At 55.7% G+C, this 17,529-nt stretch carries 29 protein-coding genes and 1 pseudogene; 29 read left to right on the plus strand and 1 reads right to left on the minus strand.

The window, feature by feature from the left end:
• The 29 genes and pseudogenes from tuf to WBY09_RS07395 all read left to right on the plus strand — a co-directional run.
• Positions 1-354, plus strand: a pseudogene (tuf, locus tag WBY09_RS07255) (elongation factor Tu); the annotation flags it as partial.
• A gap of 120 nt (positions 355-474) precedes the next feature.
• A complete protein-coding gene (gene rpsJ, locus WBY09_RS07260) occupies positions 475-783 on the plus strand; it encodes a 30S ribosomal protein S10 (protein ID WP_008892173.1) in 309 nt (102 codons plus the stop codon).
• A gap of 16 nt (positions 784-799) precedes the next feature.
• Positions 800-1,516: a 50S ribosomal protein L3 gene (rplC, locus tag WBY09_RS07265; protein ID WP_008892174.1), complete on the plus strand. Its 717-nt coding sequence runs from the start codon at positions 800-802 to the stop codon at positions 1,514-1,516.
• 5 nt (positions 1,517-1,521) lie between these two features.
• Positions 1,522-2,142, plus strand: coding sequence for a 50S ribosomal protein L4 (rplD, locus tag WBY09_RS07270; RefSeq protein ID WP_336232374.1), 621 nt, complete (start codon positions 1,522-1,524; stop codon positions 2,140-2,142).
• Positions 2,139-2,441 carry a 50S ribosomal protein L23 gene (locus WBY09_RS07275; protein ID WP_008892176.1) on the plus strand — a complete coding sequence of 101 codons (303 nt, stop codon included), beginning with the start codon at positions 2,139-2,141 and terminating at the stop codon, positions 2,439-2,441. Before rplD ends, WBY09_RS07275 begins: the two co-directional genes overlap by 4 nt.
• Before the next feature lie 4 nt (positions 2,442-2,445).
• Positions 2,446-3,273, plus strand: a complete 828-nt coding sequence (rplB, locus tag WBY09_RS07280; protein WP_008892177.1) for a 50S ribosomal protein L2 — start codon at positions 2,446-2,448, stop codon at positions 3,271-3,273.
• A 16-nt stretch (positions 3,274-3,289) separates the two neighbouring features.
• Positions 3,290-3,568, plus strand: a complete 279-nt coding sequence (gene rpsS / locus WBY09_RS07285; protein ID WP_008892178.1) for a 30S ribosomal protein S19 — start codon at positions 3,290-3,292, stop codon at positions 3,566-3,568.
• Positions 3,569-3,570: 2 nt separating this feature from the next.
• A complete protein-coding gene (gene rplV, locus WBY09_RS07290; protein ID WP_008892179.1) occupies positions 3,571-3,951 on the plus strand; it encodes a 50S ribosomal protein L22 in 381 nt (126 codons plus the stop codon).
• Positions 3,951-4,637, plus strand: coding sequence for a 30S ribosomal protein S3 (gene rpsC, locus WBY09_RS07295; protein WP_008892180.1), 687 nt, complete (start codon positions 3,951-3,953; stop codon positions 4,635-4,637). Before rplV ends, rpsC begins: the two co-directional genes overlap by 1 nt.
• A 12-nt stretch (positions 4,638-4,649) precedes the next feature.
• Positions 4,650-5,069, plus strand: a complete 420-nt coding sequence (gene rplP / locus WBY09_RS07300) for a 50S ribosomal protein L16 (RefSeq protein ID WP_008892181.1) — start codon at positions 4,650-4,652, stop codon at positions 5,067-5,069.
• A 6-nt stretch (positions 5,070-5,075) separates the two neighbouring features.
• A complete protein-coding gene (rpmC, locus tag WBY09_RS07305) occupies positions 5,076-5,276 on the plus strand; it encodes a 50S ribosomal protein L29 (protein WP_008892182.1) in 201 nt (66 codons plus the stop codon).
• A gap of 26 nt (positions 5,277-5,302) precedes the next feature.
• Positions 5,303-5,536, plus strand: a complete 234-nt coding sequence (gene rpsQ, locus WBY09_RS07310) for a 30S ribosomal protein S17 (protein WP_008892183.1) — start codon at positions 5,303-5,305, stop codon at positions 5,534-5,536.
• A gap of 34 nt (positions 5,537-5,570) precedes the next feature.
• Positions 5,571-5,939, plus strand: coding sequence for a 50S ribosomal protein L14 (gene rplN, locus WBY09_RS07315; RefSeq protein WP_008892184.1), 369 nt, complete (start codon positions 5,571-5,573; stop codon positions 5,937-5,939).
• Complete coding sequence (gene rplX, locus WBY09_RS07320; RefSeq protein ID WP_008892185.1) at positions 5,939-6,256, plus strand: 50S ribosomal protein L24; 318 nt, start codon at positions 5,939-5,941, stop codon at positions 6,254-6,256. Before rplN ends, rplX begins: the two co-directional genes overlap by 1 nt.
• Positions 6,257-6,267: 11 nt before the next feature.
• Positions 6,268-6,807, plus strand: coding sequence for a 50S ribosomal protein L5 (rplE, locus tag WBY09_RS07325; protein ID WP_008892186.1), 540 nt, complete (start codon positions 6,268-6,270; stop codon positions 6,805-6,807).
• A gap of 13 nt (positions 6,808-6,820) precedes the next feature.
• On the plus strand, positions 6,821-7,126 hold the full coding sequence (rpsN, locus tag WBY09_RS07330) for a 30S ribosomal protein S14 (RefSeq protein WP_008892187.1): 306 nt from the start codon (positions 6,821-6,823) through the stop codon (positions 7,124-7,126).
• Between the two features lie 12 nt (positions 7,127-7,138).
• The gene (rpsH, locus tag WBY09_RS07335) at positions 7,139-7,537 is read left to right on the plus strand and encodes a 30S ribosomal protein S8 (protein ID WP_008892188.1); all 399 of its coding nucleotides are present in this window, start codon (positions 7,139-7,141) and stop codon (positions 7,535-7,537) included.
• Positions 7,538-7,549: 12 nt separating this feature from the next.
• A complete protein-coding gene (gene rplF / locus WBY09_RS07340; RefSeq protein ID WP_008892189.1) occupies positions 7,550-8,083 on the plus strand; it encodes a 50S ribosomal protein L6 in 534 nt (177 codons plus the stop codon).
• 11 nt (positions 8,084-8,094) lie between these two features.
• A complete protein-coding gene (rplR, locus tag WBY09_RS07345) occupies positions 8,095-8,448 on the plus strand; it encodes a 50S ribosomal protein L18 (protein WP_008892190.1) in 354 nt (117 codons plus the stop codon).
• Between the two features lie 11 nt (positions 8,449-8,459).
• The gene (rpsE, locus tag WBY09_RS07350) at positions 8,460-9,035 is read left to right on the plus strand and encodes a 30S ribosomal protein S5 (protein WP_008892191.1); all 576 of its coding nucleotides are present in this window, start codon (positions 8,460-8,462) and stop codon (positions 9,033-9,035) included.
• Between the two features lie 6 nt (positions 9,036-9,041).
• On the plus strand, positions 9,042-9,236 hold the full coding sequence (gene rpmD / locus WBY09_RS07355) for a 50S ribosomal protein L30 (RefSeq protein WP_007091489.1): 195 nt from the start codon (positions 9,042-9,044) through the stop codon (positions 9,234-9,236).
• 29 nt (positions 9,237-9,265) lie between these two features.
• Positions 9,266-9,751, plus strand: a complete 486-nt coding sequence (gene rplO / locus WBY09_RS07360; protein WP_008892192.1) for a 50S ribosomal protein L15 — start codon at positions 9,266-9,268, stop codon at positions 9,749-9,751.
• Positions 9,752-9,831: 80 nt separating this feature from the next.
• Positions 9,832-11,178: a preprotein translocase subunit SecY gene (gene secY / locus WBY09_RS07365; protein ID WP_336232375.1), complete on the plus strand. Its 1,347-nt coding sequence runs from the start codon at positions 9,832-9,834 to the stop codon at positions 11,176-11,178.
• Positions 11,179-11,208: 30 nt separating this feature from the next.
• A complete protein-coding gene (locus WBY09_RS07370; RefSeq protein WP_008892194.1) occupies positions 11,209-11,853 on the plus strand; it encodes an adenylate kinase in 645 nt (214 codons plus the stop codon).
• Positions 11,854-11,972: 119 nt separating this feature from the next.
• The gene (gene rpsM, locus WBY09_RS07375; protein ID WP_008892195.1) at positions 11,973-12,341 is read left to right on the plus strand and encodes a 30S ribosomal protein S13; all 369 of its coding nucleotides are present in this window, start codon (positions 11,973-11,975) and stop codon (positions 12,339-12,341) included.
• 15 nt (positions 12,342-12,356) lie between these two features.
• Complete coding sequence (rpsK, locus tag WBY09_RS07380; protein WP_008892196.1) at positions 12,357-12,749, plus strand: 30S ribosomal protein S11; 393 nt, start codon at positions 12,357-12,359, stop codon at positions 12,747-12,749.
• Between the two features lie 123 nt (positions 12,750-12,872).
• Positions 12,873-13,889 (plus strand): DNA-directed RNA polymerase subunit alpha, encoded by a 1,017-nt coding sequence (locus tag WBY09_RS07385; protein WP_008892197.1) that lies wholly within the window; start codon positions 12,873-12,875, stop codon positions 13,887-13,889.
• A 197-nt stretch (positions 13,890-14,086) separates the two neighbouring features.
• Positions 14,087-14,518, plus strand: coding sequence for a 50S ribosomal protein L17 (gene rplQ, locus WBY09_RS07390; protein WP_008892198.1), 432 nt, complete (start codon positions 14,087-14,089; stop codon positions 14,516-14,518).
• A 188-nt stretch (positions 14,519-14,706) separates the two neighbouring features.
• Positions 14,707-16,164 carry a DegQ family serine endoprotease gene (locus WBY09_RS07395; protein WP_008892199.1) on the plus strand — a complete coding sequence of 486 codons (1,458 nt, stop codon included), beginning with the start codon at positions 14,707-14,709 and terminating at the stop codon, positions 16,162-16,164.
• 67 nt (positions 16,165-16,231) lie between these two features.
• On the opposite strand, the gene WBY09_RS07400 is transcribed toward WBY09_RS07395, so the two are convergent.
• A complete protein-coding gene (locus tag WBY09_RS07400; RefSeq protein ID WP_336232377.1) occupies positions 16,232-17,449 on the minus strand; it encodes an MFS transporter in 1,218 nt (405 codons plus the stop codon).
• Between the last annotated feature and the right edge of the window lie 80 nt (positions 17,450-17,529).

Genomic DNA, 17,529 nt, shown 5'->3' on the forward strand with positions numbered 1-17,529 from the left:
CTGCTGCGTGGTACCAAACGTGAAGACGTCGAACGTGGCCAGGTTCTGGCACACGTTGGCTCGATCACCCCGCACACCAAATTCGAAGCAGAAGCCTACATCCTGACCAAGGATGAAGGTGGCCGTCACACGCCGTTCTTCTCGAACTACCGTCCGCAGTTCTACTTCCGTACGACTGACGTAACCGGTTCGATCGAGCTGCCGGCTGGCACCGAAATGGTTATGCCGGGCGACAACGTTCAGATGACCGCAACTCTCATTGCACCGATCGCAATGGACGAAGGTCTGCGTTTCGCAATCCGTGAAGGCGGTCGTACCGTCGGCGCGGGCGTTGTTGCCAAGATCATCGAATAATTTTTTCTCTTGATCTTTGTGGAGCGGGCGGCTATGTAAGCCGCCCGCAACACTTTTGCGGCAATCGTCAACTCCAGTTGAGGGGCCGGTGTCCTTTTGAGGGCTCCGGTACATAATTACATGGATAGTCAGAACATTCGCATTCGCCTCAAGGCGTTTGACCATCGCGTGCTGGATCAGTCCACGCGTGAGATCGTCAATACGGCGAAGCGCACTGGCGCAGAGGTCCGCGGCCCGATTCCGCTGCCGACCCGCATCGAAAAGTACACTGTTCTGCGGTCTCCGCACGTGAACAAAAAGTCACGCGAACAGCTTGAAATCCGTACGCACAAGCGTCTTCTCGACATTGTCGACCCGACCCCGCAAACCGTCGATGCTCTTATGAAGCTCGACCTTGCGTCCGGTGTCGATGTCGAGATCAAACTTTAATCGGGAGTAAGCCGCAATGCGTAGTGGACTTATTACCCAGAAGGTCGGTATGACCCGCGTCTTCAACGACGACGGTTCCCACCTTCCTGTAACCGTTCTGAAGGTCGAAGATCTTCAGGTTGTCGCCAACCGTACCAACGACACCGACGGCTACGTCGCTGTTCAGCTTGGTTATGGCAAAGCGAAAGTGAAAAACGTATCCAAGCCGATGCGTGGCCACTTCGCCAAAGCCAAGGTTGAGCCGAAAGCCAAACTTGCTGAATTCCGCGTGAGCGAAGATGGCCTGATCGAAGTTGGTGCAGAACTTGCTGCAACCCATTTCGTCGAAGGTCAGTACGTTGACGTAATCGGCACGTCCATCGGTAAAGGTTTTGCCGGTGCGATGAAGCGTCACAACTTCGGTGGTCTGCGTGCGTCGCACGGTGTGTCTGTATCGCACCGTTCGCATGGTTCCACCGGTCAGTGCCAGGACCCGGGCCGCGTCTTCAAAGGTAAGAAGATGGCTGGTCACCTCGGTGCCGCACGTGTAACCGTTCAGTCCCTTAAAGTCGTGTCTTCGGACGCCGACAAAGGCCTGATCCTGGTGCATGGTGCCGTTCCGGGTCACAAGGGTGCCTATGTCCTTGTCAAGGATGCCGTGAAGCGTGCTGCACCGGAAGGTCTGCCGTTCCCGGCCGCGCTCAAGGGTGCTGCCCCGGCCGCTGAAGAAGCTGTCGCCGAGGATAAGGAATAAGCATCATGAAGCTCGACATTCTCAAACTTGACGCTTCCAAGTCCGGTAAGATTGATCTTGCAGAAGACATCTTTGGTCTGGAAGTACGTCGTGACATCCTGCACCGCATGGTGAACTGGCAGCTGGCAAAACGCCGTGCCGGTACCCACAAGGTAAAGGAAAAGTCCGAAGTTTCCGCAACCACGAAAAAATTCGTGCGTCAGAAGGGGAGTGGCGGTGCACGTCACGGTTCCCGTAAAGCCGCACAGTTCCGTGGTGGTGGTACCGTGCACGGTCCGCGCGTTCGCGACCACGCACACGATCTGACCAAGAAGTTCCGTAAACTCGCGCTGAAAACCGCTCTGTCGGCCAAGGCAAAAGACGGTAAGCTTATCGTTCTTGATAATGCGGAATTCTCGGACGCCAAAACCAAGAATCTGGTCGCAGTTTTCAATAAACTCGGCTGGAAGTCTGCACTGATCATCGACGGTGCGCAGGTCAACGAAGGTTTTGCACGCGCAGCGCGCAACATCCCGCAGGTTGATGTGCTCCCTCAGATTGGTGCTAACGTCTATGACATCCTGCGCCGTGACACCCTGGTGCTGACCAAGGGTGCGGTCGAAGCGTTGGAGGCACGTCTCAAATGACGATCATCAGCAAAGAGCGGATGTACGAAGTCATCCGCGCCCCGCATATCACTGAAAAGTCGACGCTGATTTCTGAACACAACGCCGTTGCGTTCAAAGTTGCGATCGACGCCACCAAGCCGGAGATCAAGGCTGCTGTGGAAGGTCTGTTCGGGGTGAAGGTCAAGGCGGTCAATACCTCTGTGGTAAAAGGAAAGACCAAGCGTTTTCGCGGTATTTCCGGTCGTCGGAGCGATTTCAAGAAAGCGATGGTGACCCTCGAAGAGGGCCAGTCCATCGATGTGACTACGGGAATCTAAGACAATGGCTTTGAAGAAGTTTAAACCAACCTCTCCTGGTCGCCGTCAGCTGGTTCTCGTGGATCGTTCTGATCTCCACAAGGGCAAGCCGATCAAAGCGTTGACCGAAGGTCTTCGCAAGAAAGGTGGCCGTAACAACACTGGTCGTATCACCGCCCGCCGTATTGGTGGTGGTCACAAACGTCGTTACCGTCTCATCGACTTCAAACGTACCAAGTTTGACGTCGTCGGTACCGTCGAGCGTTTGGAATATGATCCGAACCGTACCGCGTTTATCGCACTGGTTCGCTATTCCGACGACGAGCTGGCCTACATCCTCGCACCGCAGCGTCTCGCTGTCGGCGACAACGTTGTTGCCGCTGAACGCGTAGACATTAAGCCGGGTAACGCCGCACCGCTGAAGAATATTCCGGTCGGTACCATTGTCCATAACGTCGAACTGAAAGCCGGTAAAGGTGGTCAGGTCGCACGTTCAGCAGGCTCGTATGTACAGCTTGTTGGTAAGGACCAGGGTTACGCCCAGCTTAAGCTGTCCTCCGGTGAGGTACGTTTGGTTCGTGGTGAATGCATGGCTACCATCGGTGCCGTGTCCAACCCGGACCATCAGAACTCGAACCTTGGTAAAGCCGGCCGTAATCGCTGGCTTGGCAAGCGTCCTTCGGTTCGTGGCGTTGCCATGAACCCGATCGATCACCCGCATGGTGGTGGTGAAGGTCGTACGTCGGGTGGTCGTCACCCGGTTACGCCGTGGGGCAAGCCTACCAAGGGCAAACGTACCCGCTCGAACAAAAAGACCGACGCGCTCATCATGCGCCGTCGTCACAAGAGCTAACGGAGGAGGCTAGACTATGGCGCGTTCCGTTTGGAAGGGTCCGTTTGTTGACGGATACCTTCTTAAGAAAGCCGATACTGTCCGTGCCTCAGGCCGGAATGAGGTAATTAAGACCTGGTCGCGGCGTTCGACGATTCTGCCGCAATTCGTAGGCCTCACCTTTGGGGTTTACAATGGCCAGAAATTCCTGCCGGTGCTCGTGACCGAAGATATGATTGGTCACAAGTTCGGTGAATTCTCGCCGACCCGTACCTACTATGGTCACGCGGCCGACAAAAAGGCGAAGAGGAAGTAACGATGGGTAAGAAAGCTGACATCCGTCGGCTGGCGGATAACGAGGCCGCGGCTTCGCTCCGGGCAGTACGCATTTCCCCGCGTAAGCTCAACCTCGTCGCCGAGTCGATTCGTGGTATGAAGGCAGAAGCTGCTTTGGCAGAACTGACCTTCTCCAATAAACGCATTTCGCAGGACGTCAAAAAGCTGCTGGAATCGGCAATTGCTAATGCCGAAAACAACCATCAGCTCGATGTTGACCGTCTCTATATTAAAGAGGCATCTGTTGGTAAGGCCTTCGTAATGAAGCGCTGGCGCGCCCGTGCACGCGGTCGTGTTGGCAAAATCATTAAGCCTTTCTCCAACATGCGCATCGTCGTTTGCGAACGTGAGGAGGCCGAGTAATGGGTCAGAAAATTAATCCGATCGGTCTGCGCGTTGGCATTAACCGTACCTGGGATTCCCGCTGGTACGCCAACAAGGCCGATTTCGCTGGTCTTCTTCACGAAGATCTCGCGATCCGCAATTTCATCTTCGACCGTCTGAAACAGGCGGGTGTATCGAAGGTGATTATCGAACGTCCGGCGAAGAAAGCCCGCATTTCGATCCACACCGCTCGTCCGGGCGTTGTGATCGGGAAAAAAGGCCAGGACATCGAGAAGCTCAAGAACGATCTGCAGAAACTGGCAAATGCCGAAGTGCAGGTTAACATCATCGAGATCCGCAAGCCGGAACTCGATGCCAAGCTGGTCGCTGACAACATCGCCCAGCAGCTTGAGCGCCGTGTTTCGTTCCGTCGCGCTATGAAGCGCTCGGTTCAGAACGCAATGCGTCTCGGTGCCGGTGGCATTCGTATTAATGCTGCTGGTCGTCTTGGTGGCGCTGAAATCGCCCGTACCGAATGGTACCGTGAAGGTCGCGTTCCGCTGCATACCCTGCGTGCGGACGTTGATTATGGCACTTCGGAAGCACACACCACCTACGGTGTTTGCGGTCTGAAGGTCTGGATCTTCAAGGGCGAAATCATGGCACATGATCCGTTGGCTTCTGAGCGTCGCGCTCTCGAGTCGGCTGGTTCCGGTCGTAAGTAAGGAGATCCCGATATGCTTTCTCCGAAACGTACAAAGTTCCGCAAAGCCCACAAAGGCCGCCTCAAAGGCGAAGCCAAGGGTGGTACCGAACTTAATTTCGGCGCTTATGGCTTGAAAGCCATGGAGCCGGAGCGTATAACGGCGCGTCAGATCGAAGCGGCTCGCCGCGCGATCACCCGCCACATGCGCCGTCAAGGCCGTGTGTGGATTCGCGTTTTCCCGGATCTCCCGGTCTCGCAGAAGCCTGCCGAAGTCCGTCAGGGTAAAGGTAAAGGCTCGCCTGAATATTGGGCGGCACGCGTTAAACCGGGTCGGATCATGTTTGAACTCGACGGTGTTCCGTTGGATCTTGCACGCCGAGCTTTCGAGCTGGCAGCGGCAAAATTGCCGATCAAGACCAAGTTTGTCACCCGTCTTGGTGAAGGGGAGTAATTAGTGATGAAAATTGCTGATCTCCGCGCTAAAAGCGCTGACGAACTGAAGCAGCTGCTTCTGGACCTGCGTAAGGAATCGTTCAATATGCGTTTCCAGCAGGCTTCGGGGCAGTTCGAGAACACTGCGCGGGTCCGCCAGGTCCGTCGTGATATTGCCCGCATTAAAACCCTTCTCGGTAACGAGAAGGGTGCAACCGCGGCCTAACTGGACACGCAGAGGAGTAGACACACATGCCGAGGCGTGTATTGCAGGGGACAGTCGTTTCGACCAAAAACGACAAGACCGTGGTGGTCCGAGTGGAGCGCCAGGTCATGCACCCGCTGTATAAAAAGTACGTGCGTAAGTCGAAGAAATTCCACGCGCACGATGAAGAGAACCGCTTCAAAACGGGTGACGTTGTTCGCATTCGCGAATGCAAACCGATCTCGAAGTTGAAGTCTTGGGAAGTAGTGGTCGAGGAGTGAGTCCTCAGCCCAATCATAGTCAAGGGGTAAACCCATGATCCAGATGCAGTCCAATCTGGACGTCGCCGACAACAGCGGCGCTCGCCGCGTCCAGTGCATCAAGGTGCTGGGCGGCTCGAAGCGCAAAACCGCCAACGTTGGTGATGTTATCGTGGTTTCCGTCAAGGAAGCCATTCCGCGCGGTCGCGTAAAGAAGGGTGCAGTTCACAAAGCTGTCATCGTTCGCACCGCAAAGGAAATTCGTCGTGCCGATGGCTCGGCGATCCGCTTTGACCGCAACGCTGCCGTTCTCATTAATGCGAACGGCGAGCCGATCGGCACGCGTATTTTTGGCCCGGTAACCCGTGAACTTCGTTCTAAAGGTTACATGAAGATCATTTCGCTCGCTCCGGAGGTGCTGTAATGGCTGCCAAGATTAAAAAGGGCGATCGCGTCGTTGTTCTGACGGGTAAAGACAAAGGGAAAACCGGCGAAGTTCTCGCCGCTTTCCCGACCGAGAACAAAGTTCTGGTTTCGGGCATTAACCTGGTGAAACGTCACCAGCGCCCGACCGGTGCTGATGCTGGTGGCATCGTCGAAAAGGAAGCAAAAATTGCTGTTTCCAACGTCGCGATTGTTGACCCGAAAGAAAACAAGCCGACCCGCGTCGGTTTCAAGACCCTCGATGATGGTCGCAAGGTTCGCGTAGCGAAGCTCAGCGGCGAAGTCATCGACAACTGAGGGACGGAAAAATGACGCGCCTGCGCGAACATTACAAAGAAGTGGTGCGTGACGCACTCCAGAAGGAGTTCTCCTACGAGAACACCATGGAGATTCCGCGCCTCGAGAAAATCGTGATCAACATGGGTGTCGGCGACGCCACCCAGGATCGTAAGAAGCTGGAAGGTGCTGCTGCGGATCTCGCTGCTATCACCGGTCAGAAGCCTGTCTTCACCAAAGCGAAAAAGTCCGTTGCGGCTTTCAAGCTGCGTGAAGGTATGAACATCGGTTGTAAAGTGACCTTGCGTCGCGACCGTATGTTTGAGTTCTTGGACCGCCTGGTCACCATCGCGCTGCCGCGCGTTCGTGACTTCCGCGGCCTGAACAAAAAATCTTTCGATGGTCGTGGCAACTTTGCCATGGGCTTGAAAGAACAGTTCGTCTTTCCTGAGGTAGAGTACGACAAAGTCGACTCTGTTCGCGGGATGGATATCATCATTTGTACCACGGCTAAGTCCGACGATGAAGCTCTCGCCCTTCTTAAGGGCTTTGATCTTCCGTTCGGAAACTAACGGAGGTTGGCCCATGGCCAAGAAAAGCGCTGTAGAGCGTGAACTCAAACGTGAACGCCTGGCAAAAAAATATGCTGCCAAGCGTGCCGCCCTTAAAGCGGTTATCGCAAATCGCGAGACGACCCCTGAGGATCGTATCGTTGCTGTGATGAAACTCGCCCAGCTGCCGCGTAACTCGGCTCGTATCCGTCAGCGTATTCGCTGCCAGATCACCGGTCGTCCGCGTGGTGTCTATCGCAAATTCCGCCTGTCCCGTATCGCGCTTCGTGAACTTGCTTCACGTGGTCAGATCCCGGGCATGGTGAAGTCGAGCTGGTAAGGAGGACATCACATGTCGATGACTGATCCAGTCGGTGATATGCTCACGCGTATCCGTAACGGCCAGCGCGTTGGTAAATCCAGCGTCGTTTCGCCGGCTTCGAAACTGCGTACCGGTGTGTTGGATGTTCTCCAGCGCGAAGGTTATATCCGCGGTTACAATGTTAATGAAATTCGCAAGGGCGTCAGCGAAATCACCATCGAACTCAAATATTTTGAGGGTGATGGCGTGATTAAGCAGATCGACCGCGTCTCGACCCCGGGTCGTCGTGTATATTCGAAGATCAAAGATCTTCCGAAGGTATATAACGGTCTGGGCATCGCAGTCCTGTCCACTCCGCGAGGGGTTCTATCGGATCAGGAGGCTCGCGAGCAGAATGTCGGCGGCGAAATCCTCTGCAAGGTATTCTAAGGAGGGCCAACGATGTCGCGAGTAGGAAAAAACCCGGTGGTCGTGCCTAACGGCGTTACCATCACCTTGACCGAAGAGCAGATCAGCGCAAAAGGCAAGCTCGGTGAGCTTAACCTGGCTTTGACCTCGGACGTATCCGTCACTCAGGAAGATAACCAGATCTTCGTGAAACCTAAAAACGATAGCAAGCGCGCACGTGCCCTCTGGGGTACCACCCGTGCCAATATCGCGAACCTCGTTACCGGGGTTTCGGAAGGGTTCACCAAGAAACTGGAAATCACCGGTGTTGGTTACCGTGCGCAGGTTCAGGGCAAAAACCTGGTTCTGCAGCTTGGCTTCTCACATGACGTAGAAATGGAGATCCCTGCGGGTCTTAACGTCGTTGCTGAAAAGCCGACCCTCGTCGCCATTTCTGGCGCAGATAAACAACTCGTTGGTCAGTTCGCTGCGAATGCACGCGGCTGGCGCGGTCCGGAGCCTTACAAAGGCAAGGGTGTCCGCTACGAAGGCGAGTATATCTTGCGCAAAGAAGGCAAGAAGAAGTAAGGACAGGCACGATGAAAAACGTGAGAAGCCTATTCGAACGCCGCAAGCGTCGCGTTCGTTTTGCGATCCGCCAGAAAGCGGCCGGTCGCCCGCGCCTCAGCGTGCACCGTTCGAACGCCCACATCTATGCTCAGATCATCGACGACGTCAAAGGCACCACCCTGGTGGCTGCCTCGACGATGGAGAAAGATCTGAAGGCGAAAGGCAGCAATGCCGACGCCGCTGCTCTGGTTGGCAAGGCAATTGCCGAGCGCGCAGTCAAAGCTGGTGTGAAAACGGTCGTTTTCGATCGTGGCGGGTATCTGTTCCATGGCCGGGTGAAAGCTCTGGCCGATGCCGCCCGTGAGGGCGGTCTGGACTTCTAAGGAGCACGACCATGGCACGTAACCAGAATCAACAGCAGCAGGCGCCGAAAGCCCGTGAAGAAAACGAACTCGTCGACAAGCTGGTTGGTATCAACCGCGTCGCGAAAGTCGTTAAGGGCGGCCGTCGCTTTGCTTTCTCCGCAATGGTAGTTGTCGGTGACCAGCGCGGTCGCGTCGGATACGGCACGGGTAAAGCCCGTGAAGTTCCGGAAGCGATCCGTAAGGCCACCGAAGCTGCTAAACGTAACATGATCCGCGTTCCGCTGCGTGAAGGCCGTACCCTTCACCATGATACGCAGGGCCATTTCGGTGCAGGCAAGGTTATCCTTCGCTCGGCTCCGGCTGGTACCGGTATCATCGCAGGCGGTGCGATGCGTGCGGTTTTCGAAACCATGGGCGTTCAGGACGTTGTGTCCAAATGCACCGGTTCGAACAACCCGCACAACGTGATCCGCGCAACCCTTGACGCTCTGGTCAACGGTGCTTCCCCGCGTCAGGTCGCTGCTAAGCGTGGCCTGAAAGTCGGTGACGTCGTTGCCCGTCGCGATAGCGGTTCGGCTGCTGCCGCCGTTCTCGAAAAGGAGTAATTCGATATGGCTGCTAAGAAAAAAGCGACCGTACGCGTTACCCAGACGGGTTCGCCGATCGGACGTCCGGCTGATCAGCGCCAGACCCTTGTTGGTCTTGGCCTGAACAAACTGCACCGGACTCGTGAGCTGGAAGATACTCCGGCTGTTCGCGGTATGATCGCAAAGGTCAAACACCTCGTCCGTGTGGACGAGGCTTGATTGACCCCAGATCGAAAAGGTGTTGAACGATGAAACTCAACGAACTCGCCGATAACCCGGGTGCCCGCAAGGCGCGCACCCGCGTCGGTCGCGGCATCGGTTCGGGCAAAGGCAAAACTTCTGGCGCAGGTCAGAAGGGTCAGAAGTCCCGTTCGGGTGTAGCCATCAATGGCTTCGAAGGTGGGCAGATGCCTATCTATCGCCGTCTTCCGAAACGCGGCTTCAAAAACCCGTTCAAGAAACAGTTCGGCGTTGTGAACCTTGGTACCCTTCAGACTGCTGTTGATAACGGCGTTCTTGAAGAAGGTGCAAATGTCACCGTCGCTGTTCTTGCGGAAAAAGGTCTGGCTCGTCCGCAGAAAGACGGTCTGCGTCTTCTTGCCAAAGGCGAACTGAAAGCGAAACTGAACATCGAAATCTCCGGTGCTTCCAAAGCAGCTGTTGAAGCTGTCGAGAAAGCTGGTGGTTCGGTCAAGGTTCTTGCTCCGGTCGCTGCTGCAGAATCCGCAGAATAAGCCTAAATTGACTTCGAGAGGGTCCGGTTCCAGTACACGGGACCGGACCCTCCAGTTTATGTGTATTGGGAGATGAGTGCATGGCATCGGCCGCCGAGCAGCTTGCCGCGAACCTGAATTGGTCCGCTTTTTCAAAGTCAACCGAGCTTAAAAAGCGTATCTGGTTCACTTTGGGCGCGCTTATTGTTTACCGTCTTGGAACCTATATTCCGGTTCCTGGTGTCGACCCGTCTATTCTTGCTGACATTTTCCGTCAGAATGCGGGTGGCGTTCTGGGCATGTTTGACATGTTCGCCGGTGGTGCGCTGGGTCGTATGACGATCTTCGCGCTGAATATCATGCCGTACATCTCGGCCTCGATTATTATTCAGTTGATGACGACTGTTTCGCCAACGCTTGAGCAACTCAAGAAGGAAGGCGAGCAGGGTCGTAAAAAGATTAATCAATATACCCGCTATCTGACGGTGCTGATTGCAACAGTGCAGGCATGGGGCATTGCTGTTGGTCTTGAAAGCATGACCGGTTCGACCGGTGCTGCTGTTGTGGATCCGGGCATGTTCTTCCGCATTACCGCTGTGATCACCCTTGTTGGTGGCACCATGTTCCTGATGTGGCTTGGTGAACAGATCACCCAGCGCGGCATTGGTAACGGTATTTCGCTGATCATCTTCACCGGTATTGTTGCCGGTCTGCCAAGCGCGATTGCGGGTACCCTTGAACTGGGTCGTACCGGTGCGATCTCTGCACTGGTTATCGTTGCAATCATCGTTCTGGCAGTTGCGGTTATCGCCTTCATCGTCTTTGTTGAACGTGCGCAGCGCCGCGTTCTGATCCAGTACCCGAAACGCCAGGTCGGCATGAAGGTCATGGAAGGTCAGAGCTCGCACCTGCCGCTCAAGATCAACACTGCCGGTGTTATTCCGCCGATCTTCGCAAGCTCGCTGCTGCTCATGCCGCTGTCGGTTGCCCAGTTCACCACCGGTGTTGATGCCCCGGCATGGTTGACGACTGCAACTGCGCTGCTTGGCCGTGGTCAGCCGCTTTATATTGCGCTTTATATCGGTTTGATTGTCTTCTTTGCCTTCTTCTACACCGCGGTTGTTTTCAACCCGGAAGATACGGCAGACAACCTGAAGAAACATGGTGGCTTTATTCCGGGCATTCGTCCGGGTAAAAATACAGCCAACTATCTGGATTTCATTCTGACCCGTCTGACGGTGATCGGTGCAGCGTATCTCGCATTCGTCTGTATCCTGCCGGAACTTCTGATCGCGGAATGGTCTGTTCCCTTCTACTTTGGTGGGACTAGCCTCCTGATCGTTGTCACGGTAACCATGGATACCGTTGCGCAGATTCAGTCTCATATGCTGGCTCATCAGTATGAAGGCCTGATCAAGAAATCCAAACTGCGTGGTCGCCGCCGCTAACAAGCGACCACCGCATTCAGGGGGAAGACGATGAATATTATCCTTCTTGGCCCTCCCGGCGCAGGGAAAGGTACCCAGGCCAAGCGTCTTGAAACAGGACGCGGCATGATCCAGCTCTCGACGGGCGACATGCTCCGCGCGGCGGTTGCTGCTGGCACGGAACTGGGGCAGAAGGCAAAGGAAGTCATGGACGCGGGCCAGCTCGTATCCGACGATCTGATGATCGGTCTGATTTCCGAACGACTTGACCAGGATGATACCAAGGGTGGTTTCATTCTGGACGGGTTCCCTCGCACGACCGCCCAGGCAGAAGCCCTGGACGAGATGCTGGAATCCAAGGGACTGGCACTTGATTATGTGATTGAACTGCGTGTTGACGATGCAGCATTGGTGGCCCGTATTGTTGGTCGCTATACCTGCGCGAAATGCGGGCAGGGCTATCACGACGAGTTCCAGAAACCCGCCAAGGAAGGTGTCTGTGACGTATGTGGCAGCACCGAATTTAAACGCCGTGCGGACGACAATGCCGAGACGGTCACTTCGCGACTGGAAGCTTATCACAAGCAGACAGCACCGATCATTCCTTACTATGAAAAGGTCGGTAAGCTGAAAACAGTTGACGGGATGGCTGAAATCGACCAAGTTACGCGCGAGATTGAAGCCATCCTGGGGTAATTTCCCGGGCAGGGCGTTTTTTTGCTGGCGGGTTGGCAGTAATGCTGGCCCGCTTTTGCAGCGTCCTACCCTACCGGATCTGCCCCTGGGTTTGTTAACAGGAAACAGGAGTTCACATAGTGGCTCGTATTGCTGGCGTAAACATCCCGACCGCTAAGCGTGTCGTGATTGCGCTTACCTACATCACCGGTATTGGCCCGGCTAAAGCCAAAGAAATTTGCGCAAAGGTTGGCATCGAATCCGCAACCCGCGTTCATCAGCTTTCTGATGACCAGGTTCTGAAGGTTCGTGAAGTCATCGACGCTGATTACACCGTCGAAGGCGACCTCCGTCGTGAAACCGCAATGAACATTAAACGTCTGATGGACCTGGGCAGCTATCGCGGCCTGCGTCATCGTCGCGGTCTCCCGGTACGCGGTCAGCGTACCCACACCAACGCTCGCACCCGTAAGGGCCCGGCTAAGCCGATTGCTGGCAAGAAGAAGTAAGGTAGGGGAACGACAATGGCGAAGACTCCTCAGACTCGCGTGCGTCGCCGCGAGCGCAAGAACATTACGAACGGTATCGCGCACGTAAACGCGACCTTCAACAACACCATGATCACCATCACCGACGTACAGGGAAATACCATTTCCTGGTCGACCGCTGGTGGTATGGGTTTCCGCGGTTCGCGTAAATCGACTCCGTATGCTGCACAGATGGCTGCCGAAGACGCAGGTAAAAAAGCTGCTGAACACGGTATGAAAACCCTCGAAGTACAGGTTAAAGGCCCGGGTTCGGGACGTGAATCTGCACTGCGTGCGCTTCAGGCTGTCGGTTTCACCATTACGTCGATCAAAGACGTAACGCCGATTCCGCACAACGGTTGCCGTCCGCGTAAACGTCGTCGCGTCTAATCGCGTCGATCCTTGCGGACGACCCCGCGTTTGGGCCCGGGATGACCGGGCCTCTTCGCGTTTCTCGTGGGGGCAAGTTTATTGCCCTCCTTTCCATAGGCTCCAGTTGCGAAGGTGGGTCTCGTGATTCAAAAGAACTGGCAGGAACTGATTAAGCCGACGAAGCTTGATGTTACTCCGGGTACTGATGCCAGCCGTATTGGTACGATCGTGGCAGAACCGCTGGAGCGCGGTTTTGGTCAGACTCTGGGTAACGCGCTGCGTCGCATTCTGCTGTCGTCGCTCCAGGGTTCGGCAGTTACCGCGATCCAGATCGATGGTGTATTGCACGAATTTTCGTCGATCCCGGGTGTGCGTGAAGATGTCACCGACATCATCCTGAACATCAAGACCATGGGCGTGCGCATGCATGCTGAAGGTCCGAAGAAAATGGCTCTGAAGGCGACCGGCCCTGGTGCCGTCACCGCAGGTCAGATCGAAACCGGTGCGGATATCGAAATCCTTAACCCGGATCTCGAGCTTTGCCATCTTGACGATGGTGCTACGCTCAACATCGAATTCACCGTTGATAACGGTAAAGGCTATGTTGCAGCCAGCTCGCACAGCTCGTCGGATGCGCCGATTGGTCTTATTCCGATCGATGCGATCTTCAGCCCGATCCGTAAAGTGGCCTACAAGGTGGAAAACACCCGTGTTGGTCAGGATACCGACTTTGACAAGCTGTCGCTGACCGTTGAAACCAACGGTGCACTGACCCCGGAAGATTCGGTTGCACTTGCTGCCCGTATCCTTCAGGACCAGCTGTCGCTGTTCGTCAACTTCGAAGAGCCGGAAGCGGTTGTCGAAGAGAAGAAAGAAGACGAACTGCCGTTCAACCGTAACCTTCTTCGTAAGGTTGACGAGCTTGAGCTGTCGGTACGTTCGGCTAACTGCCTGAAGAACGACAACATCATCTATATCGGTGATCTTGTTCAGAAGACCGAAGCAGAAATGCTCCGTACGCCGAACTTCGGCCGTAAGTCGCTGAACGAAATCAAGGATGTACTGGCTCAGATGGGTCTGCATCTTGGTATGGAAGTCGGCGGTTGGCCGCCGGAAAACATCGAAGAACTTGCGCGCAAGTTCGAAGATCCGTTCTAAGAACGGGTCTTCGGCCTTCGGGCCGAGATCGGAACATTCGTGTTCCAAACCGGGGACCCCAGTTGTTTGGGCATCCGGCGGGCTTGTTGCCCACACCGCACGTGCATAACCTGGCCTTTCTGTAAAAGTGATCAGGGTGGCGGCGCGGTTTTACAATCGGTTTCGTGAGCGAAGCCAGGCTATTAAGGAGAGTTACCATGCGTCACGGTATGCAAGGCCGTAAGCTTAATCGTACTTCGTCCCATCGTAAGGCGATGTTTGCCAACATGGCAGTTTCGCTGCTCACCCACGAGCAGATCAAAACCACTCTTCCGAAGGCCAAGGATCTTCGCCCGTATGTCGAAAAACTGATTACGCTGGGCAAGCGGGGCGACCTGCATGCACGCCGTCAGGCCATTTCGATCCTGCGTGATGACAAAGTCGTTGCCAAGCTGTTCGGCGAAATCGCTGACCGCTACAAAGAGCGCGCTGGTGGTTACACCCGTGTTCTCAAGGCTGGCTTCCGTTATGGCGATGCGGCTCCGGTTGCTGTGATTGAACTTGTCGATCGCAACGCCGATGCAAAAGGCGCGGAAGACCGTGCTCGCCTCGAAGCAGAGGGCGAAGGCGAAGAAGCAGCTGCTGAATAAGCAACGCTTCGGCCTTTAAGAAACAGAAACGGGCGATGCCATTCGGTGTCGCCCGTTTTCTTTTGGCTAAATTTCAGAAATTTCATATTTCCGACAAGGTTGCGCGTAAGGTCTAGTTTCCCTAATTGATGACAAGTCTTTGTCGGTCACAGGACCGCGAACAAGCAAACCAACAGAGAGAGTGTGACGTGCAGGCAAGATGGATTTCAAAGATTGTCGCCTTTGCCATAATCGGACTCGCGACGATTTCAAGCACAGGCAATCTGGCCCATGCCCAAAGCGATGAAGCCACCCTGGACCGGCGTTTGCCGTCAAGCCAGGCGGACATCAAGATGTCGCTTTCGCCATTGGTCAAACAAACCGCCCCGGCGGTTGTCAACATCTACACCAAGAAGGTCGTCGAACAACGCCAGCGCACGCCGTTCTTCAATGATCCGTTCTTCAAACAGTTCTTTGGCGATCGTTTCGGCGGTGCTTTTGGCGCCCCGCGCCAGCGTGTTGAACGCTCGCTCGGGTCCGGTGTGATTGTTTCCGGCAATGGCACGGTGGTCACCAACCATCACGTGATTGATGGCGCCAGCGAGATTCGCGTCGTCTTGCATGACAACCGCGAATTTGATGCCGATCTGGTCGGTTCGGACGAACGCACCGATCTTGCCGTCCTCAAACTGCGCGATGTTGATAACGAACTACCGGCCATTCCGTTTGGCGACTCTGATGCGGTCGAGGTTGGCGACCTTGTGCTTGCCATCGGTAACCCGTTTGGTGTCGGGCAGACCGTGACCAGCGGCATTGTTTCGGCATTGGCGCGTGCCGGTGTCACCGGTCAGGATTATCAATCCTTCATTCAGACCGATGCCGCGATTAACCCTGGCAACTCCGGCGGGGCATTGGTCGATATTGATGGCAACCTGATCGGGGTGAACTCGGCGATCTTTACCAAGTCCGGCGGTTCGAACGGCATCGGCTTTGCCGTTCCGGCCAATATGGTCAAGGTGGTGATGCGCGGTCTGATCAGTGGCGATCTGCGTCGTCCGTGGCTGGGTGCGGCCGGGCAGTCGGTGACGGCCGATCTGGCGGCCTCGCTTGAATTGGATCGCCCGCATGGTGTCCTGATCAACAAGGTTCGTGCCGGAAGCCCCGCTGAGCGCGGCGGCTTGCAATCAGGGGATGTTGTCATCGCTGTCAACGGCCTGGCCGTGGATAACCCGAACGAGCTTAAATTCCGTATCGCAACGCTTGAGCTGAATGGCGAGGCAAAGCTGTCAGTCCTGCGGCGCGGGGCCGAGACCATCCTTGCCATGCCGCTGGAAGTAGCACCGGAAATTCCCGCCCGTGACGAAAGCATCATTGATGGCCGCAACCCGTTTAGCGGCACCAAAATCGCCAACATGAACCCGGCACTGGCCGATGAACTGGGCATCGATACGCTTAGCGAAGGTGTGATGATCCTGGCTGTTGCCCGCGATAGCCTCGCACGCCGCACCCGTCTTCAGGCCGGTGACTATATTGTCGAGGTCAATGGACAGCCGATTGATACGGTCGCGCGCTTCAAGGAAGTCGTCCGTGCCGGTGAACGCAGCCGCGACTGGAAGATTTCCGTCAAACGCGATGGCAAAGTCCTGACCGGTGATTTCACCCTGTAGGCCTCAGGCCTGATAGCCAAAAGCAAAGGCGCGGACCTGTGTGGTGCGCGCCTTTTTTGTATCTTGGTCAGGCGGCATTGCCGGGTGCGGGGCGATGACGCAGCAGCATCAGGGCGGCAAAGGTGACAAGGCCAAGCACGATGGTCAGTAAAATCGCATATTGCCCGTAATCATCAATCAAAAGGCCGAAGACAAACGGGGCTGCCGCCTGCGCAAAGCGTGATGGTGCCATGATATAACCTTGCCGGGCGCCATAACCAACCGGACCAAAGATCGCCAATGGCAAGGTCCCCTTGGCGATGGTCAGAATGCCATTGCCGATCCCGTGCAGGCTGGTAAACAGCATTCCGACCGGCCCGCCAAAGATCAAAAGCAACACCGCCCCCACCGGATGGGTCAGGGCAGAAAGCCGTGATGAAATCAGCGGATGCATCTTTTTCAGCAACCCGAACTCGGCCAACCGGCCCGCAACCTGTGCTGGCCCCACAAGCGACGCCGCAATCAGCGCACCGGCAGCATCCATCCCCGAAATTTGTAACAGGCGCGGCAAATGGGCCGCCATGGCCGTTGCGGTAAACCAGCTGGCGGCAAACACAATCGCCAGAAGGATCATCGGCATATTGAAGATATCCTGTCGTGAAAGCTTCGTCGGGGCAGGGGCCGCCTTGGGTGTTTCGTGTTCTGCCGTCGTATGCGCGTCACCCTTGGTGCGCGGGATCAGTAACAGATTAAGCGGCAAGCCCAGAACAATATGCATCGCCGCCCAGAAATAGCACGCCGTGCGCCAGTCAAATTCGGCCTCGATCCCGGCGGTAATCGGCCAGCAGATCGTGCTGGCAAATCCGGCAATCAGGGTAATGCCGGTGATCGGGCCGCGTGCATCATGGCCATAAATCCAGCTCAGCGTGGCAAAGGCCGATTCATAAAGCCCCATCGACATGCCAACACCAATGACGCACCACGCTATACACATCATGGTCAGGCTATCGGCCGCGCCCAGCATCGCAAGACCCGCGGCAAAGATCAGGCTGGACACCGCCAGCACCGTGCGACCACCAAACTGATCAATCCGCGCCCCGGCCTTGGGGCCGAGCAACGCTGCAAACACCAGCGCAAGTGAAAACGCGCCAAACGCCCAACCCGGTGGAATGCCAAGCTCAATTGCCATCGGCTCTGCCAGGATGGCCGGCAGATACAGCGTGGTGCCAAATGCAAGGGTCTGTCCCGTGCCCAACCCGATCACAATCGGCAGTTTGGCGGGCGTACCATGCGAAGTCGACGTCATGGCAGGCACCGACAGTCAAGGTCGGGCAGGCAGGCAAAAACAAGCGTCACGAACGTGTTCTTTTTGTTGCTTGGATGGAA

This window comes from Thalassospira sp. CH_XMU1458 (assembly GCF_037027205.1).
Taxonomy (GTDB): Bacteria; Pseudomonadota; Alphaproteobacteria; order Rhodospirillales; family Thalassospiraceae; genus Thalassospira; species Thalassospira tepidiphila.